Consider the following 16668-nt stretch of genomic DNA (forward strand, 5'->3'; position numbering starts at 1 on the left):
CCACGCCGGCCCTCCGCCGGCTCACGCGATCCTGACCAGCATCTTGCCGGTGTTGGTGCCGTTCATCAGCCCGATGAACGCATCCGGCGCGCGGCGGATGCCGTCGACGATCGTCTCGTCGAACACGACCTGCCCGCCCCGCAGCCACGCGGCCATCTCGTCGACGAACGCGTCGCGATACTGCCGATAGTCGTGCAGCAGGAAGCCCGTCAACGTCAGGCTGCGATAAACGATGTTTTCCATGAAGCGCGGCCCCGGTGCCGCGCCGACATCGTCGTAGCGCGAAATCGCGCCGCAGATCGCCGCGCGCCCGCCGTAATTGAACGTCGCGAGCGCGGCTTCGAGATGATCGCCGCCCACGTTGTCGAAATACACGTCGATGCCGGCCGGGGCCGCCGCCCTGAGCTGCTCGAGCACGGGCGCGCGGCGATAGTTGAACGCCGCGTCGTATCCGTAGCGATCGCGTACGGCCGCCACCTTCGCGTCGCTGCCGGCCGAACCGATCACGCGCGCGGCGCCCTTGAGGCGCGCGATCTGGCCCGCGAGCGAGCCGACCGCGCCGGCCGCCGCGGACACGAACACGACGTCCTCCGCACGCAGCCGCGCGACCGCGAGCAAGCCGACGTACGCGGTCATGCCGGTCGCGCCCAGCGCGCCGAGATGAACGCTGGCCGGCAGGCCCGGCACCTCGTCCACCCGCGCGAAGTCTTCCGCCGCGCCCTGCGCGACATCGCGCCAGCCGTACCGGTGCAGCACGAGGTCGCCGGGCGAGAAGTCGCCCGACGCGCTTTCGACCACCCGGCCGATCGCGGCGCCCGTCATCGTCTCGTTCAGCTTGAACGGCTCGACGTACGACGGCCGATCGTCCATCCGCCCGCGCATGTACGGATCGACCGACACGTAGTCGTTGCGGACCCGGATCTCGCCGGCCGACAGCGGCGGCAGCGGCACCTCGACCGTTGCGAAATCGGCGACGACCGGCTGGCCGTTCGGCCGCCGCGCCAGTTGAATCTGCGTGCTGATATCGGTGAGCGCCACCGCGCGATCTCCTTGCGTGAATGTCCGAACCCAAGCCGGTCGGCGCCGCGCTCGCGCACGGCGCCGCACCCGGCGCATCAAACCTCGCTCACATGCTCGACCGAAGGCGGGCCGGCGAAGAACGGCCCCGCCAGCTCGCGCCAGCGCTGGAAATCGGCGGTCCGGCGAAACACGTCGTGCAATTCGACGCTCTCCCACTGCACCATCAGCCGATAGCGGTCGGGGTGCTCGATGCCGCGATAGAGCCGCACGCCGTGACAGCCGGGCGCACGCTCGATCAGCGGCTTCGCTTGCGCAACCGCGCGCTCGAATCCGGACGCGCCGTTTTCGATCAGGTCGATCTGGGCGATTTCAATGACCATGACAAGTGACTCCTCGGTTCGCCATCAGGCGAGGTAATCGTGGACGACCCTGCCGTACGGCAGCGTCGTATCGCAGATCGTGTGCGTGACCGACACGATCTCGCGCACCGGCAGCTCCGCGAGCGGCGCGCGCGCATGCGGAAACAGCTCGAGCGTGCCCGGCCCCGTCCACGCACCCTTCACGACGACGTCCTGGTAGTCGATCCGCACGAGCTCCAGTATGCGTGGCTTGCCGTCCACGTGCGGAATGATCTTGAGCACGACGCCCGGCGTCGTGAGTGCCTGTCTTGCCCGGTCGAAGTCCATTTCCCGATGCTTGTACGCCATCGTCGCCTTCGCGACGAGGCTGCCGCTGTAGTCGAGCGTGCCGACCAGCGTGTCGGTCTGCAGCGCGAGCATCGGCGAGCCGAACTTCTTCGGCAGCCCCCAGATCTCGCGGCCGTCGAGGATCGCGTTGACGTTGCCCGCGTACATCGACGGGCGGAAGCTGACGGCCTCGCCGTCGAGATAGGCGGAAATGCTCTGGCTGATCTCGTAGTAGTCGCCGAGGCCCGGCGCGACCATGTACAGGAACGCGATGCTGACGAGCGGGTCGCGCAGTTCGAGCGGCTCGGGCACCAGTTGCCGGATCCGCTCGAGATCGGAGCGGTAGGTGACCGTCAGCGCGGGCCGGTCGAGAAACTTGTCGGGCGCGGGCGGATACGGCGGCGAATTCAGCGGCATTGCGAAGGCCCGTTCGATCACGTCCTGCCTGCTCAGCCCTGATGCGTTGTCCATGGCAATTCTCCGGAAGCGAAAACGATGGCCGGCACGACGCGCCGGCCCACGGCGTCGGCCGGCGCGCTGCCGGCCCGTCGACGCGTTGCGCCCACCATAGCGCCGCGCCGCCGCGCGCTGTACCCCCGTTCCGGGGGGGTCAAAAAACGCCGCCGGCGCATCAAGGTGGCAGCGGCGACCGTGCTGCGCGGCGCCCCTGTTACCCGATCCGGACCCGCCATGACTTCCGAACTCGCGCACGCACTGGTGCCGTTCTTCTTTTCGATCGCAATGGGCTATTTCGCCCGGAAATCCCACGCCGGCAACCTGCCGATCGTGTCGATCAACACGATGCTGGTCGACTACGCGCTGCCGTTCGCGCTGTTCGTCTACACCGCGAAGATGCCGCGCGCGGCGCTCGCGAGCCACCTCGCGCCGATCGCCGTGATTACGATCGTCATGCTCGTGCCGTACTTCGCGTCGCTCGCGCTGTCGAAGCACGTGTTCCACGTCGATGCGAGCCGCCGCGCCGTGCGGGCCGTGACGGTCGGCATGCCGAACTTCGCGGCGGTCGGGCTGCCGCTGCTGGTCGCCGTGTACGGCGAGTCGAGCACGCTGACCGTCGCGTTCGCGATCACGATCGCGTCGGTGGTGATGTCGCCGGCCTGCCTGATCCTGCTCGAACGGGCCCGAAGCGCCGGGCGCCCGCGCCAGCCGCAGGCACCGCTGCTCGCACGCGCGCTGCGCAACACGTTCACCAGGCCGGTGGTCGTCGCGCCGCTCGCCGGCATCGCATTTTCGTTGCTCGGCTGGCATCTGCCGGCGCTGATCGGCCAGTCGCTCGGCCTCATCGGCGGCACGACGGCCGGGCTCGCGCTGTTCTCGACCGGCCTGATCCTCGCCGCGCTGCCGATCCGCCTGAATGCGGAGGTGTTCGTGGCGCTGCTGCTCGGCCATCTCGTGCAGCCGCTGCTCGCGTGGCTGTGCGTGCGGCTGTTCGCGGTGCCGGCGCCGCTCGCCGGGCAGCTCGTGCTGCTGGCCGCGATTCCGTGCGGCTCGTTCGGCATCCTGTTCGGCCTCGCGTACGACATCGACGATCCGACCGCGGGCGCCACGCTGGTCGCGTCGAGCGTCGTCTCCGCGGCGACGCTGACGGTCACGATCTATTTGCTGCGGTTCATCTAGGGTGTGTCGTCTTGCGCCGCATGGCCCGTGCGACGGAGCCCCCCGAATGGGGAGGGACAGCTCGTCTGCCCGGAATTTACTAGACGACTGGTCTACTTGGAACGTATGATCCGCTGCATGAACCGTCCCGACCGCCACGCCGCCTGCATCCAGGGGGCACGACTCCCGGCTCTCCATCGCCCTCCCGCCGTCCGGGCGGCGATGCCGGACCGGCACGCGAGCCGGACGCCGGGACGTCGGAGGTCATCCGGCGCTTTTTTTGGATCATTTTATAGACGACTGGTCTACTTTTTCGCGCAACAGAACCCGCGCATCGCACCGGCCGGCGCGCCCTAACCGCCCGGCGAACACCGCAATCCCGAGGTCACCCATGTCACACCCCGAAACAGTCAATCGCCGGCTCGTGCTGGCCAGCCGTCCGGCCGGCGCGCCGGTCGCGCAGAACTTCCGCCTGGAGACCGCCGCGGTTCCCGCGCCGTCCAGCGGCGAAGTCCTGCTGCAGACGCTCTACCTGTCGCTCGACCCCTACATGCGCTGGCGCATGAGCGACGCGCCGTCCTATGCGCCGCCGGTCGCGCTCGGCGACGTGATGGTCGGCGGCACGGTCAGCCGTGTGGTCGCGTCGAAGCACCCGGCGTTCGCCGTCGGCGACCTCGTGCTCGCCGATAGCGGCTGGCAGGACTATGCGCTGTCGGACGGCACCGACCTGATGCCGCTCGGCACGGCGCTCGAGCATCCGTCGCATGCGCTGGGCATCCTCGGGATGCCGGGCTTCACCGCCTATACGGGACTCCTGAAGATCGGCCAGCCGCAGCCGGGCGAAACGGTCGTGGTGGCCGCCGCGAGCGGCGCGGTGGGCGCCGCCGTCGGCCAGATCGCGAAGCTGAAAGGCTGCCGCGTGGTCGGCATCGCGGGCGACGCCGAAAAATGCCGCTACGTCACCGGCACGCTCGGCTTCGACGTGTGCCTCGACCGGCGCGCGCCGGACCTCGCGCGACAACTGGCCGACGCCTGCCCGAACGGCATCGACGTCTATTTCGAGAACGTCGGCGGCCCGATCTTCGACGCCGTGCTGCCGTTGCTCAACGTCGGCGCGCGCGTGCCGGTGTGCGGCCTGATTTCGCAATACAACGACAGCGAATTGCCGCCGGGCCCCGATCGCCTGCCGCGCCTCACCGACACGCTGCTGAAGAAGCGCATCCGCATGGAGCGGCTTCATCATCCTCGACCACTACGCGAGCGGCTATCAGCCGTTCCTGCACGACATGCGCGAATGGCTGAAGGCCGGCCACGTGACGCCGCTCGAGGACGTCGTCGACGGCCTCGAACGCGCGCCGGACGCACTGATCGGGCTGCTCGCGGGCAAGAATTTCGGCAAGGTCGTCGTGCGTATCGCCCAGGCTGGTGCCTGACGCAATGCCGCACGACGTTTTTTCATCCCCCTCCTCTCATCGACACACACCATGAAACTGCTTTTCGTCCTGACCTCCCACGACACCCTCGGCTCGACCGGCGAGAAAACCGGCTTCTGGCTCGAAGAATTCGCCGCGCCGTACTACGTGCTGAAGGATGCCGGCGCGGACATCACGCTGGCCTCCATCGCCGGCGGCCAGCCGCCGCTCGACCCGAAGAGCGCGGACGCCGCATTCCAGACCGATGCGACCCGCCGCTTCGACGCGGACGCCGCCGCACGCGCGGCGCTCGCGGCCACGCTCAAGCTGTCCGACGTATCGATCGACGATTTCGACGCGGTGTTCTATCCGGGCGGACACGGGCCGCTGTGGGATCTCGCCGAGGATGCCGATTCGATCGCGCTGATCGAGCGGGCCGTCGCGACGGCCAAGCCGGTCGCGGCCGTGTGCCATGCACCGGGCGTGCTGCGCCATGCGAAGGCGCCGGACGGCAAGCCGCTCGTCGCCGGCAAGTCCGTCACCGGCTTCTCGAATTCGGAAGAAGAACTCGTCGGCCTGACCAACGTCGTGCCGTTCCTCGTCGAGGACGAACTGAAGGCGAACGGCGGCCGCTATTCGAAAACCAACGACTGGGAGCCGTACGTCGCGATCGACGGGCTGCTGATCACCGGCCAGAACCCCGCGTCGTCCGAGCTGGCGGCCAAGGCGCTGCTCGACGTGCTGAAGCAGGGCTGACGGCCCGGCGCCGCATCGCCCGCGAAAACCGGATCGGCGTGGTCGCCGGTTTTCCGCGGAGCGGGCGGCGCCGCTCGCGGCAAGTCGCGCCGCGTCGATCCCGATTCGGGAAAAGCGTTTAACGTGACGCGCAACACTCGAACGCCTGCCGCGCACCTACAATCCCCCCGTCAATTCGCCCACCGGCATCCGCGCAGCGTCATGCATGCAGGATGCACCCAGCCCCTCATGCGCGCCTCGCCTCCAGAATCACCGTCACACATTTCGGATAACCAAACGCTTTCGGCCCTCGCCGATGCCGCCCGCGACTGGGCACGCACGAGCGGCGTCACGTGGCTCTACGTGTTCAAGACGCTGCTCGCCGCACTGCTGGCGCTCGGCATCGCGATGAAGCTCGAGCTGCCGATGCCGCGCACGGCGATGACGACCGTGTTCGTGCTGATGCAGCCGCAGAGCGGGATGGTGCTCGCGAAGAGCCTGTACCGGATCTGCGGCACGGTGGTCGGCTTGCTGGCGATGCTGGTGCTGATCGGCCTGTTCGGCCAGACGCCCGAACTCTTCCTCGGCGCGACGGCGCTGTGGATCGGCGTATGCACGGCCGGCGCCGCGCGCAACCGCAACTTCCGCACCTACGGGTTCGTGCTCGCCGGCTACACGGCCGCGCTGATCGGCATTCCGTCGTGGCAGCACCCGGACGCCGCGTTCCTGTCGGCCATGACGCGCGTGACCGAGGTCACGATCGGCATCCTGTGCTCGGGCGCCGTCAGCGCGCTGGTCTTCCCGCAGCACCTGAGCGCGCAGCTCCATCGCGCGAACCGGCGCGGCTTCATGCAGTTCGCCGACGACGTGCGCACGGTGCTCGGCGGGCGCACCGAGCGGGCCTTTCTCGAAGCGCTGAACCTGCGTGTGGTCGACGAAACCGTTCATTCGGAGGCGGCCCGCAGCGCCGCCGTGTTCGAAACGCCGGACACCCGCCTGAGCAACGGCCGCCTGACCCGGCTCAATGCGGAATGGATGGCGGCGTCGACGCGCCTGCACGCATTGAGCCAGCGGGTCGCGCGGCTGCACGCCGGACAACCCGGCCCGGCCGCGGCGGCCATCGACGGCTGCCTGTCGGAACTGGCCGCGCGAATCGATGCGGCACGGCAGCGCGCGCCGGACGACGCGCACGTGTTCGCCGAAGCGCTCGTCGCATCGCTCGAAGCCTTCCGGGCGGCGCTGCCCGGCCGCGCGGACGCAGTGCGAACGCGCGTCGATGCGGCCCGCGCCCCGGCGCTGCAGGAATTCGACACGGCGATCGAACTGCTCGACCGCTTCGTCGACAGCTACGTCGCCTACGCGCGCACCTGCGTGTCGCTCGCGTCGGCCGCGCACGCGCGCGAACAATGGCCCGCCCGCTTCGAACCGCGCACCAATCCGCTCGTCGCGGCCGTCGCGGGCACGCGCGCGATGCTGCTGACGCTCGTGCTCAGCCTGTTCTGGATCGCGACCGCGTGGCCGTCCGGCGCGCTGCTCGTGCTGAATGGCGGCGCCATCTGCGCGCTCGTCGCGTCGTCCGCGCGGCCGTCCCGGACGGCGTTCCAGATGGCGATCGGCACGGCCTGCGCGTCCGCGATCGGGCTCGTCGTGATGTTCTTCGTGTATCCGGCGATCGACGGCTTCCCGCTGCTCTGCGTCGTGCTCGCGCCGCCGCTCGCGCTCGGCTGCTGGCTGACGACGCGCCCGTCGCTGGCCGGCTACGGCGTCGGCTACTGCATCTACTTCTGCTTCCTGACCGGCCCCGACAACGTCGTCGCATACGACCCGACCTCGTTCATCAACGACGCGATCGCGCTGGTGCTGTCGATGCTGATGGCGGCGCTCGCGTTCGAACTGTTCCTGCCGCCGACGATGCGCGCGCTGCGCCGGCATCTGGTCGCGGACCTGCGCGAGCAGGTCGCGTTTGCCTGTACCGGCGCGCTTGCGACGCTGCGCGCGCGCTTCGAGAGCCGCACCCGCGATCTCATGTACCAACTGCGGACGATTTCGCAGGACGATCGCGCGGCGATCGGCGAATCGCTCGAATGGTTTCTCGCGGTGCTCGAAACCGGCTCCGCGGTGATCGACCTGCGCGATGCGATGGCACAGGCCGCATCGCGGGCCGGATCGGATATCGCGCCCGCGTGGCTGGCATCCGCCGATCAGGCATGCCGCGCGATCCGGGCGCTGTTCCAGGCGCCGACGCCGGCCCGCGCCGCCGACGCCACGCGCGCGGTGCAGGCCGCGATCGATGCGCTGCGTCGGCAGATGGCGCAGGAAAGCGGCGCACGACGAAGCGCGCCACATCTCCAGGCGGCGCTCGCGAGCCTGCATTTCATGCTCAGCGCCATTGCCGCGCCCGATTCGCCGCTGCCCGTGCCGCAGCAGGCCGCGCAAGTCGTCGCAGGAGACGGAAAGCGTTGATGAACGCGCCATGCACACGGCACGCCGCGCCGCACGCTCAATGGCGCGCCGCCTGCTCCGCGCCGAGGCCGGTCTGCGCGCGCACGAACTGCGCATCGAACGCGTGCCGTTCGTCGTTCGCCGCCCGGCTCCGGTCGCGCGACGACACCACGATGCTCACGAGAAACGCCAGCGGCATCGTGAACAGCGCCGGATGATCGTACGGAAAGATCGCGGCCGGATGCCCGAGCACGGCCTTCCACACGGCCGGCGACAGGATCACCAGCCCGACCGACGACACGAGCCCGGCGAAGCCGCCCCACACCGCGCCGCGGCTCGTCAGCCCCTTCCAGTACATCGAGAGCACCAGCGGCGGGAAATTCGCCGACGCGGCCACGTTGAACGCCAGCGCGACCAGGAACGCGAGGTTCTGCCCTTTGAACACGATGCCCAATGCCACGGCGATCGCGCCGATCGCGAGCGTCGTCCATTTGGTCACGCGCACTTCCGCGTCGCCGCTCGCGCGCCCCTTGCACAGCACGTTCGCATAGATGTCGTGCGACACCGCGGACGCGCCGGCCAGCGCCAGCCCCGACACCACGGCGAGGATCGTCGCGAACGTCACCGCCGCGAGGAAGCCGAGGAACAGGTCGCCGCCGGTCGCGCGCGCCAGATGCATCGCGACCATGTTGCCGCCGCCGAGCAGCGTGCCGCCCGCGCGGCCGCCTTCGAAGAACTGCGGATCGGTGCCGACGATCACGATGCTCGCGAGGCCGATCACGAACATCGCGACGAACATGTAGCCGATGCAGGTGCTCGCGACGAACACGCTCTTCCTCGCCTCGCGTGCGTTCGGCACCGTGAAGAAGCGCATCAGCACGTGCGGGAGCCCGGACAGGCCGAACACCGTCGCGAGCGACAGCGACACGGCGGACACCGGGTCCGCGAACAGCCGCCCCGGCCCGAGCAGCATGCTGCCGCCGTGGTGAACCGCCACCGCCCGCGCCGCGAGCCGTTCGAAGCTGAAGTCGAAATGCGCGAGCGCGAGCACCGTGAGCAGCGTGCCGCCGAACATCAGCAGCACGGCCTTGATGATCTGCACCCACGTGGTCGCGATCATGCCGCCGAACGTCACGTACACGATCATCAGGAGACCGACGCCCACCACCGCATAGCTGTAGTCGATCCCGAACAGCAGCTGCACGAGCTCGCCCGCGCCGACCATCTGCACGATCAGGTAGAAGAACACCACCGTCAGCGAGCTGGTTGCCGCCATCCAGCGCGTGCTGACCGGATCGAGCCGGTAAGCGATGACGTCGACGAACGTGAACTTGCCGAGATTGCGCAGCCGCTCGGCCATCAGGAACAGCATCACGGGCCAGCCGACGAAGAAGCCCACCACATAGAGCAGGCCGTCATAGCCTTTCGAGTAGACGAGGCTGACGACACCGAGCAGCGTCGCGGCGGACATGTAGTCGCCCGCCACCGCGAGGCCGTTCTGGAATCCGCTGATGCCGCCGCCCGCGGTGAAGAAGTCGTTCGCCGTCTTCGTGCGGTTCGCGGCCCACCAGGTGATGCCGAGCGTGATGCACACGAACGCCATGAACATCGCGATCGCCGTGAGGTTCAGCGGCTGCCGCCGCGCCCCCTCCACGGCCGGCCCGGCCCATGCGAATCCGCCGGGCGCGAGCGCGATCAGCGCCGCCGCAAGTCGTGCCGGGCCCGTCATTTCGTCACCTCGCCGAGCAGCGCGTCGTTGAGCCGTTCGAACTTCCCGTTCGCGCGCCAGACGTACAGCCACGTGAACGCCCAGCCGACCACGATCACCGCGATCGCCGCCACCACGCCGACGGTCGTCACGTGCCCTGCCGCGACGGGCGCACGCAGCAGCCCGGGGCGAAACGCCACGCAGGCAGCCAGTGCGAAATACGCACCGAGCACGCCTGCGATCAACGACCAGGACAGGCGGGCGCGGCGCGCCGCCAGTTCGCGAAACGTCGCGTGCGCGCGAATGCGCGAGACCGCGCTTGCATTCAACTCCATGAGTCTCCTCCATTTTCAGTTGACGGATCGACAGCTTCGCCGCCGCTTCGACCGAGCTTTTCGTTGTTCTAATGGTATGCGCCGGCTGCATTTCGGCAGCGGCATGCATCGGGCTTCGCGAAGCGTGCGGCACCTCGAACCGCGCCACCGGATCGGCGGCGAGCGGGTATCGGGTGGAACGAGCTTAGGAGCGGGGCGGCGCAAATGCAGCCCCTCGCTTGGGGGGTGTGACGGACCGCCGGATCGGCAGCGTTGTCGCGTCGTTCACGCAAAAAGGCCCGGCCGGCGGACCACCGCCTTGCCGGGCCGGGCATCGTGCCGCGATGCGCGTCACGCGGGCCGCGTCATTGCCCGCCTTCGAGCCGAAGCCCGAGCTTGCTCGTCACCGACGTCACGCCCTGCACGCCGCGCGCCGCCTCGACCGCGGCGCGGTCCTGCGACTGGTCCGTGATGACGCCCGCCAGCGTCACCTCGCCCGTCTTCGCCTTCGCGAACACCGTCACCTGCGCATCGCCGATGCCGGGCGATTTCATGATGGCCAGGCGCACCTTCTTCGCGAACGCGCGGTTCGCGGCGCGCTCCGCCTTCTTTGCGGCTTTCGGCGACGCCGGCGCCGGCGCGGCTTGTGCCGCCTGCGCGCCCGGCGCCGCGGCATCGGGCGCGGCGGATTGCGCGTAACACGCCAGCGACGACGCCATGGCGACACCGGCGACAACGATCATGCTGCGTACCTTCATCTTCCCCTCCTCCACGTGACAAGAACCAACGGAAAACGGCGGATGCGCGCCCGCTTGCTACACCTCGCTGCGAGCCTGCATCGCCATCGCCTCCAGCGCCTGTTCGTCCGCGCTCAACGCGGGCGGCAGCGTGCTGCGCAGGTGATCGAGAAAGGTCCGCACCTTCGCATCCATGAACTGCCGCGACACATAGATCGCATAGACGTCCAGCAGCTGCAGCCGGTAGCCCGGCAACACCCGGACGAGCCGCCCGCTTCTCAGCTCGTCGAGCGCCGAATAGATCGCCAGCGAGCCGATGCCGCGCCCCGCGCGCAACGCCACCATCATCGCCTCGGGCGCGTTCACCTGGAACGGGGCCATCAGCACCGAATGCGATACGACACTGCCGTCCTCGCCATGCAGCAGCCATTCGCCGTTCGGCTCGGCCGGCGTGTCGAGACGCAGGCACGCGTGCGCGTCGAGATCGGCCGGCGTCGACGGCGTGCCGTGCGTGTCGAGGTAGTCCCGCGATGCAACGAGGATGCTGTGGCTCTTGCCGTACGTGTGCGCGATGTATGCGGAATCCGGCAGGCTCGATGCGGTCAGGATCGAGATGTCGTAGCCTTCCTCGACCAGGTTCGGCATGCGCTGCGAATAGGTGATCTCGACCGACACGTCGGCGAACCTTTCCTGGTACGCGACGATCGACGCGGTCACGTGGCTCTGGCCGAGCCCCGGCATCGTGTGGATGCGCAGCCGGCCGTACGGCCGCACGAGCGCGTTGCGCGCCTCGGCGTTCGCCTGGTCGACGTCGCTCAGGATCGACGACACGCGCTCGAAGTAGCGCCGCCCGCTGTCGGTCAGCGCGATCTTGCGCGTCGTCCGGTGCAGCAGCCGCGTTTGCGCGTACTCCTCGAGGCTGGCGATCGCCCGCGACACCTGCGCGATCGCCACGTCCGTCTGCTTCGCGACCGCGGTGAAGCTGCCCGCCTGCGCAACGCGGACGAAGGTCCGCATGTTTTCAAGCATGTCCATTCCGATCCATCGCCTTTCATTGCGCCCGAATGACGTCCCGGGTGCGTGGCCCGTGCGCTGAACCGGATTGTCGGCGATTCATGCGCGCGCAATCACCCCCCGCACGGGGGGCTGTCGCGCTGCCCGGCAGTGTGAAACGCTCGTCAGGATTGCTTGCGGCCGGCGGCCATTGTTCAGATCAGTCGCGCTGCCCGGCCGCCGTCTTCAGCACGATCTTGCCGATGTGCAGGCCGGAGTCCATCAGCTCGTGCGCGCCGCGCGCATCGCGCAGGTCGAACTGGCGATGGATCAGCGGCTTCACCGCGCCCTGCTTGATCAGCGGCCACACCGCGGCTTCGAGCTCGTGGATGATCTGCGCCTTCTCCGCGTAGGTGCGCGAACGCAGCGTGGAGCCGATGTGCGTCAGGCGCTTGGTCAGCATCGGGAACAGGTCGAGCTCCTTCGCGGGCCCGTTGATCACGCCGATCTGCACGATCCGCCCGTTCATCGCGGCGGCCGCGTAATTGCGGGCGACGTAGTCGCCGGCGATGATGTCGACGATCACGTCGACGCCCTTGCCATCGGTGAAGCGCTTGACGGCCTCGACGAAATCCTCGTTCCGGTAATCGATCGCGAGATCCGCGCCGAGCCGCAGGCTCGCGTCGCGCTGCGCGTCGGAGCCGACCGTCGTGATGATCGTCGACGCGCCGAACGCCTTCGCGAGCATCGTCGCCGTCGTCCCGATGCCGGACGCGCCGCCGTGGATCAGCACCGATTCGCCGCGCGCCAGCTTGCCGCGCTGGAACAGGTTCAGCCACACCGTCATGAAGGTTTCCGGCATCGCGGCCGCCTCGACCATGCCGAGGCCTTCGGGAATCGCCAGCGTGTTGCTCTCGTTCGCAACCGCGTACTCCGCGTAGCCGCCGCCCGGAATCAGCGCGCAAACCTTGTCGCCGATCGCGAAGCGCGTGACGCCCGCGCCGAGCGCGACGACGTCGCCGGCAATCTCGAGGCCGGGAAGATCCGACGCCCCCGGCGGCGGATCGTACAGGCCCTTGCGCTGGAACACGTCCGGGCCGTTCACGCCGGCCGCGTGAATGCGGATCAGGACTTCGCCGGCCGCCGGCGACGGCACCGGGCGCGTCGTCGGAACCAGGACTTCGGGGCCGCCGGGGCGCACGATTTCGACGGCGCTCATCTCGGTCGGGAGTGCTTTCATTTGATCATTCACGATTCGATCCTCTGCAGTACGCCGATGCGCGCTCGAATCCGGGGACCTCCCCGCTTCGCCGCATCGCGATGAAGAGGCAGTCTATCGATCGCCCTGCGCGATCGCACGTCGTGAATTGCCGATCGACGGATGCAAATTTGCATCACGCCGGGCGCAATGCGAATCCGCCTGCCGATTCGTCGAAGGATTGAAGCCGGTGCCGGCGCGCTCACGCGTCGCCGTCGTGCATGCGCGAACGCGGCCGGTCGAGCGCGAGCCCGCTGCGCACCGCCTGGATGCGCGACGTGACGTTGAGCTTTTCGAAGATGTTCTTCAGGTGCCACTTGATCGTCTCCGGCGCGACGCGCAGCGCGCGGGCGATCTCCTTGTTCGACAGCCCGCGCGCGACATAGTCGAGGATCTCGACCTCGCGCGCGCTCAGGTTGCCGGCCGTCTGCGCCGTCTCGGACCGCGCGGCCTGCGCACCGGCCGACTTGCGGTGCGCATCGAACGCCTGCGCCAGCTCGCGCACGTACCACGCGCTGACCTGCGGAAAACGCTCCGCCTGCGCCTGCATGCGCGCGATCAGCCGCTCGAGCACCGCGCCTTCGTCGATGAACGTGCGCACGAGCCCGTTGCGCTGGCCGTATTCGAGCGCCTGCGCGAGCACGTCGAGCGCGGCGTCCGCGTGCCCCGCCTGCTCGAGCGCCGCCGCGCGCAGCGTCGCGGCCTGCGCGGCGAGCCAGTCGAACCCGCGCGCCGCGACCTGTTCGTGCACGGCCGCCATCAGGCTCGCCGCGTCATGTTCGCGCTGGTCGCCGAGCAGCAGCCGCGCCTGCGCCGATTGCGCGATCTGCCACGTCTCGACGTAGCTCGACACCGCATCGGGCGGCGCGGCCGGCACCAGCGACGCAAGCGCATGCCCGAGCCGGTTCGCGCGCGTCAGGTTGCCTTCCTTCAGGTACAGGCGAATGCCGGTCGCCATGCACGCCACGCGCAGGCGCAGCCATTGCCGGCCGCAGGCGACATGGTCGGCCTCGTCGAGAATCTCGTGCGCGCGCACGGCCTGCCCGGCGTCGAACGCGAGCAGCGCGGCGGTCTGCATGAAGCGCTGCAGCGGCCCCAGCGAGCACGCCTGCATCGCGATCTGGAAGCGCTCGCGCTGCGCTTCCCGCACCTTCGCGAGGTCGTTCCATTCGTAGTAGATCGACGACAGGTAGCCGGCCGACAGCGCCGTCGCCGCGGACAGCCGCCCCGCCGCGCGCTCGGCCGACTGCAGTGCCGCCTCGAAGGTCTTCGACGCGTCGTGCAGGCGCCCCGCGACGAATTCGGCCAAGCCCGACATGTTGCGCCGGTACACGTTCGCATAGAGCGGCACGTCGCCGTGCGCGGCCCGCTCCGCACGCGCGCGCAGCGCCAGCACATCGTCGATGCGCCCCGCGTAGCTCAGCCCGAAGATCAGCGTGGTCTGGCCGATCTGCTCGATCCACGAGCCGGGCTTCGGGCCGGCCGCCATCACGCGCTCGCCGAGATGCAGCGATTCGGCGCTGCGATCCGACAGGGCCGCGATCAGCGAGCGCACCGCGAGCAGCTCGGTCGCGGTGACGTCGTCCGTGCCGAGCCGCCCCGCGTCGATATCCGCCTCGATCGCTTCGAGCGCGTGGCGCGCATCGACCGTCTGCATCGCGAGCGCCAGCGCCCACGCATGGGCGACGCGCAGGCGCAGCCGCCCCTTCGATGCATGGTCGGGCAGCCGCGACACCCAGTCGAGCACCGTGCGCACGTCGCTCGCCGCGATGAACTTCATCGCGCACGCCTCGACCCACGCCGCGGCCGCGTCGAAATCGCCGGCCGCGAGCGCGTGCCTCACCGCGTCCGGCCACTGGTGGCGGCCCGCATGCCATTCGCTCGCGCGCCGATGCAGCGCGGCGATCGCCCCGGGTTGCCGCAGCGCCAGTTCCTCGCGCAGATACTGCGAAAACAGCGCGTGATAGCGATACCATTCGCGCCCGCCGTCGATCGACTTGATGAACAGGTTGTGCACGCTCAGCCATTCGAGGCAGTCCGCGCCGTCGCGCGCGCCGGTCAGCGCGTCGCACAGCGGCGGCGTCATCCGGTCCAGCACCGCGGTGCAGAGCAGGAAATGCCGGATCGCGTCCGGCACGTGCGTCATCACGTTCTCGTTCAGGTAGGTGGCGATGCCCGCGCGCGCGTTGCCGACCTGCTCCGCGACGCGCGCCGCGTCGTTTTCGTCGCTTTCGTCGCGCAGCGCGAGCGCGGCGAGCTGCAGGCCCGACACCCAGCCTTCGGTCGCCGCGCGCAGCCGTTCGAGGCTGGCCGCGTCGAGCGCCTTCCCGGCCACCCGGTCGAAGAACGCGTGGGTTTCCTGTTCGTCGAAGCGCAGGTCGTCCGCGTCCACGCGCACGAGCTGGTCGCGCGATTCGAAATGGCTGAGCGGCAGCGCCGGCGTCGCGCGGCACGACAGCACGACGTGCAGGTTCGACGGCGCGTAACGCAGCAGCCCGAACACCGCGTCGTGTATCACCGGCGACGCGAGGCGGTCGAAATCGTCGAGCATCACGAACAGTTCGACGCCGGCCGCATCGAGCTCGTTGAGCAATTCGTCGAACACGACCTTCAGCGGAATCAGCGCGCGATCGCGCAGCAGGCGCTGCGCGCGGCTGCCGATGCCGCCCGTCGCGCCGACGATCGACTCGATCAGGTATGACGAGAAGATCGACGGGTTGTCGTCGTCCAGGTCGAGGCTGACCCACGCGACCTTCACGCCCGTCGACAGCAGCACGTTGCGCCACTCGGCGAGCAGCGTCGTCTTCCCGTAGCCGGCCGGTGCGCTGACGACCGTCAGCCGGCGCTCGAGGCCGCGCCTCAGCCGCCCGATCGGAATCGATCGCGGCACGAGCTCGCGCGCCAGCGCCGGCACCAGCTTGGTGCGCACCAGCACGTCGATCGCGTCGGCCTCGACGGACAGCGCCGCCTGCCTGCTTTTCCTGGACGTCATTGTCGCGATGTTCTCCCGATGGCAACCGCACTCGGGCGCCCGGCCGGCGCGGGCGGCCGCGATGTTCCGCGTAACAGCATAAACATACGATGCCGGCCGCCGATAGTCAGGGTTCTCCTGACCGGGCCATGCGGCATCGTCCGGCCGGTCGCGCCGGTCGCGCCGGTCGAATGCAAAGGCTCGCATTCTTGTCGATCGGCCGCCGGACGATCAGCCCCCCATTCGGGGGGTTACGCCGATGCGGGCCGCCGCTTCATGCTGGGTGCTCGACGATGCGGCCGGCATGCGCCCGCTCGCGTCCACCGTTGCGCGCCCGTGCGCAGGGAGCCGCCATGAATTGCAGCGAAATCGCCGAAGCGTTCTTCGATCGCTATCGGCGCCACGACATCGACGGCATGCTCGCGCTGTGCGCCGAGCATGCGACGATCGACTACGTGCCGCTCGATGCGGCCGGGCCAGCCGCCGTGCAGGGCAAGGCGATCTGGGCATCGCTGATCGACGCCTTTCCGGATCTGTCGAACGAAATCACTGCGCTCCACCCCGACAGCGCCGGCCGTCACGTGACGGTCGAGGTGACGATCGGCGGCACGCAGGCGCGCGATTTCCTCGGCATCGCGAATCGCGGCCATGCGTTCTCGCTGAAGCACGCGTTCATTTTTGAACTCGACGCCGCGGGGCGCATCGCGCGAATCCGCGCGTACTGGGACAACGCGCGGCTGTTCGACGATCTCGGCGGGACGACGCGCGGCTGACCGCG

At 69.3% G+C, this 16668-nt stretch carries 13 protein-coding genes and 1 pseudogene; 5 read left to right on the top strand and 9 right to left on the bottom strand.

The genetic code is table 11. The features are described 5' to 3' along the window. Positions 1–21: 21 nt before the first annotated feature. The 3 genes from ABFO07_RS24890 to ABFO07_RS24900 all read right to left on the bottom strand — a co-directional run bounded on the left by ABFO07_RS24890 (position 22) and on the right by ABFO07_RS24900 (position 2177). Positions 22–1038 carry an NADP-dependent oxidoreductase gene (locus tag ABFO07_RS24890; protein WP_196493957.1) on the bottom strand — a complete coding sequence of 339 codons (1017 nt, stop codon included), beginning with the start codon at positions 1036–1038 and terminating at the stop codon, positions 22–24. Positions 1039–1115: 77 nt separating this feature from the next. Beyond that, positions 1116–1400 (bottom strand): antibiotic biosynthesis monooxygenase family protein, encoded by a 285-nt coding sequence (locus tag ABFO07_RS24895; RefSeq protein ID WP_060150246.1) that lies wholly within the window; start codon positions 1398–1400, stop codon positions 1116–1118. Between the two features lie 24 nt (positions 1401–1424). Beyond that, the gene (locus ABFO07_RS24900) at positions 1425–2177 is read right to left on the bottom strand and encodes an acetoacetate decarboxylase (protein WP_347468739.1); all 753 of its coding nucleotides are present in this window, start codon (positions 2175–2177) and stop codon (positions 1425–1427) included. Between the two features lie 219 nt (positions 2178–2396). Here ABFO07_RS24900 and ABFO07_RS24905 point away from each other — a divergent pair, with 219 nt between their 5' ends. The 4 genes and pseudogenes from ABFO07_RS24905 (at position 2397) to ABFO07_RS24920 (ending at position 7930) form a co-directional block, all read left to right on the top strand. Beyond that, positions 2397–3341 (top strand): AEC family transporter, encoded by a 945-nt coding sequence (locus ABFO07_RS24905; protein WP_347468740.1) that lies wholly within the window; start codon positions 2397–2399, stop codon positions 3339–3341. A 370-nt stretch (positions 3342–3711) separates the two neighbouring features. Then, positions 3712–4753, top strand: a pseudogene (locus ABFO07_RS24910) (NADP-dependent oxidoreductase). Between the two features lie 51 nt (positions 4754–4804). Further along, positions 4805–5488, top strand: coding sequence for a type 1 glutamine amidotransferase domain-containing protein (locus tag ABFO07_RS24915; RefSeq protein ID WP_060352380.1), 684 nt, complete (start codon positions 4805–4807; stop codon positions 5486–5488). 228 nt (positions 5489–5716) lie between these two features. After that, positions 5717–7930, top strand: a complete 2214-nt coding sequence (locus tag ABFO07_RS24920) for an FUSC family protein (protein ID WP_430733060.1) — start codon at positions 5717–5719, stop codon at positions 7928–7930. A 37-nt stretch (positions 7931–7967) separates the two neighbouring features. Here ABFO07_RS24920 and actP read toward each other — a convergent pair whose 3' ends face one another. The 6 genes from actP to ABFO07_RS24950 form a co-directional block, all read right to left on the bottom strand. Next, the gene (actP, locus tag ABFO07_RS24925) at positions 7968–9638 is read right to left on the bottom strand and encodes a cation/acetate symporter ActP (RefSeq protein WP_347468742.1); all 1671 of its coding nucleotides are present in this window, start codon (positions 9636–9638) and stop codon (positions 7968–7970) included. Further along, complete coding sequence (locus tag ABFO07_RS24930) at positions 9635–9952, bottom strand: DUF485 domain-containing protein (RefSeq protein ID WP_059884304.1); 318 nt, start codon at positions 9950–9952, stop codon at positions 9635–9637. Before ABFO07_RS24930 ends, actP begins: the two co-directional genes overlap by 4 nt. 344 nt (positions 9953–10296) lie before the next feature. Further along, complete coding sequence (locus tag ABFO07_RS24935) at positions 10297–10689, bottom strand: BON domain-containing protein (protein ID WP_059566022.1); 393 nt, start codon at positions 10687–10689, stop codon at positions 10297–10299. Between the two features lie 57 nt (positions 10690–10746). After that, the gene (locus ABFO07_RS24940) at positions 10747–11703 is read right to left on the bottom strand and encodes a LysR family transcriptional regulator (RefSeq protein ID WP_059884305.1); all 957 of its coding nucleotides are present in this window, start codon (positions 11701–11703) and stop codon (positions 10747–10749) included. 178 nt (positions 11704–11881) lie between these two features. Further along, a complete protein-coding gene (locus ABFO07_RS24945) occupies positions 11882–12880 on the bottom strand; it encodes an NAD(P)H-quinone oxidoreductase (RefSeq protein ID WP_059891168.1) in 999 nt (332 codons plus the stop codon). 241 nt (positions 12881–13121) lie between these two features. After that, positions 13122–15911: a LuxR C-terminal-related transcriptional regulator gene (locus ABFO07_RS24950; protein WP_347468743.1), complete on the bottom strand. Its 2790-nt coding sequence runs from the start codon at positions 15909–15911 to the stop codon at positions 13122–13124. Positions 15912–16243: 332 nt separating this feature from the next. On the opposite strand from ABFO07_RS24950, the gene ABFO07_RS24955 reads away from it, so the two are divergent. Then, positions 16244–16663, top strand: a complete 420-nt coding sequence (locus ABFO07_RS24955; RefSeq protein ID WP_347468744.1) for a nuclear transport factor 2 family protein — start codon at positions 16244–16246, stop codon at positions 16661–16663. Positions 16664–16668 lie beyond the last annotated feature (5 nt).

The sequence above is a fragment of the Burkholderia stagnalis genome (assembly GCF_039848545.1).
Classification (GTDB): Bacteria; Pseudomonadota; Gammaproteobacteria; order Burkholderiales; family Burkholderiaceae; genus Burkholderia; species Burkholderia stagnalis.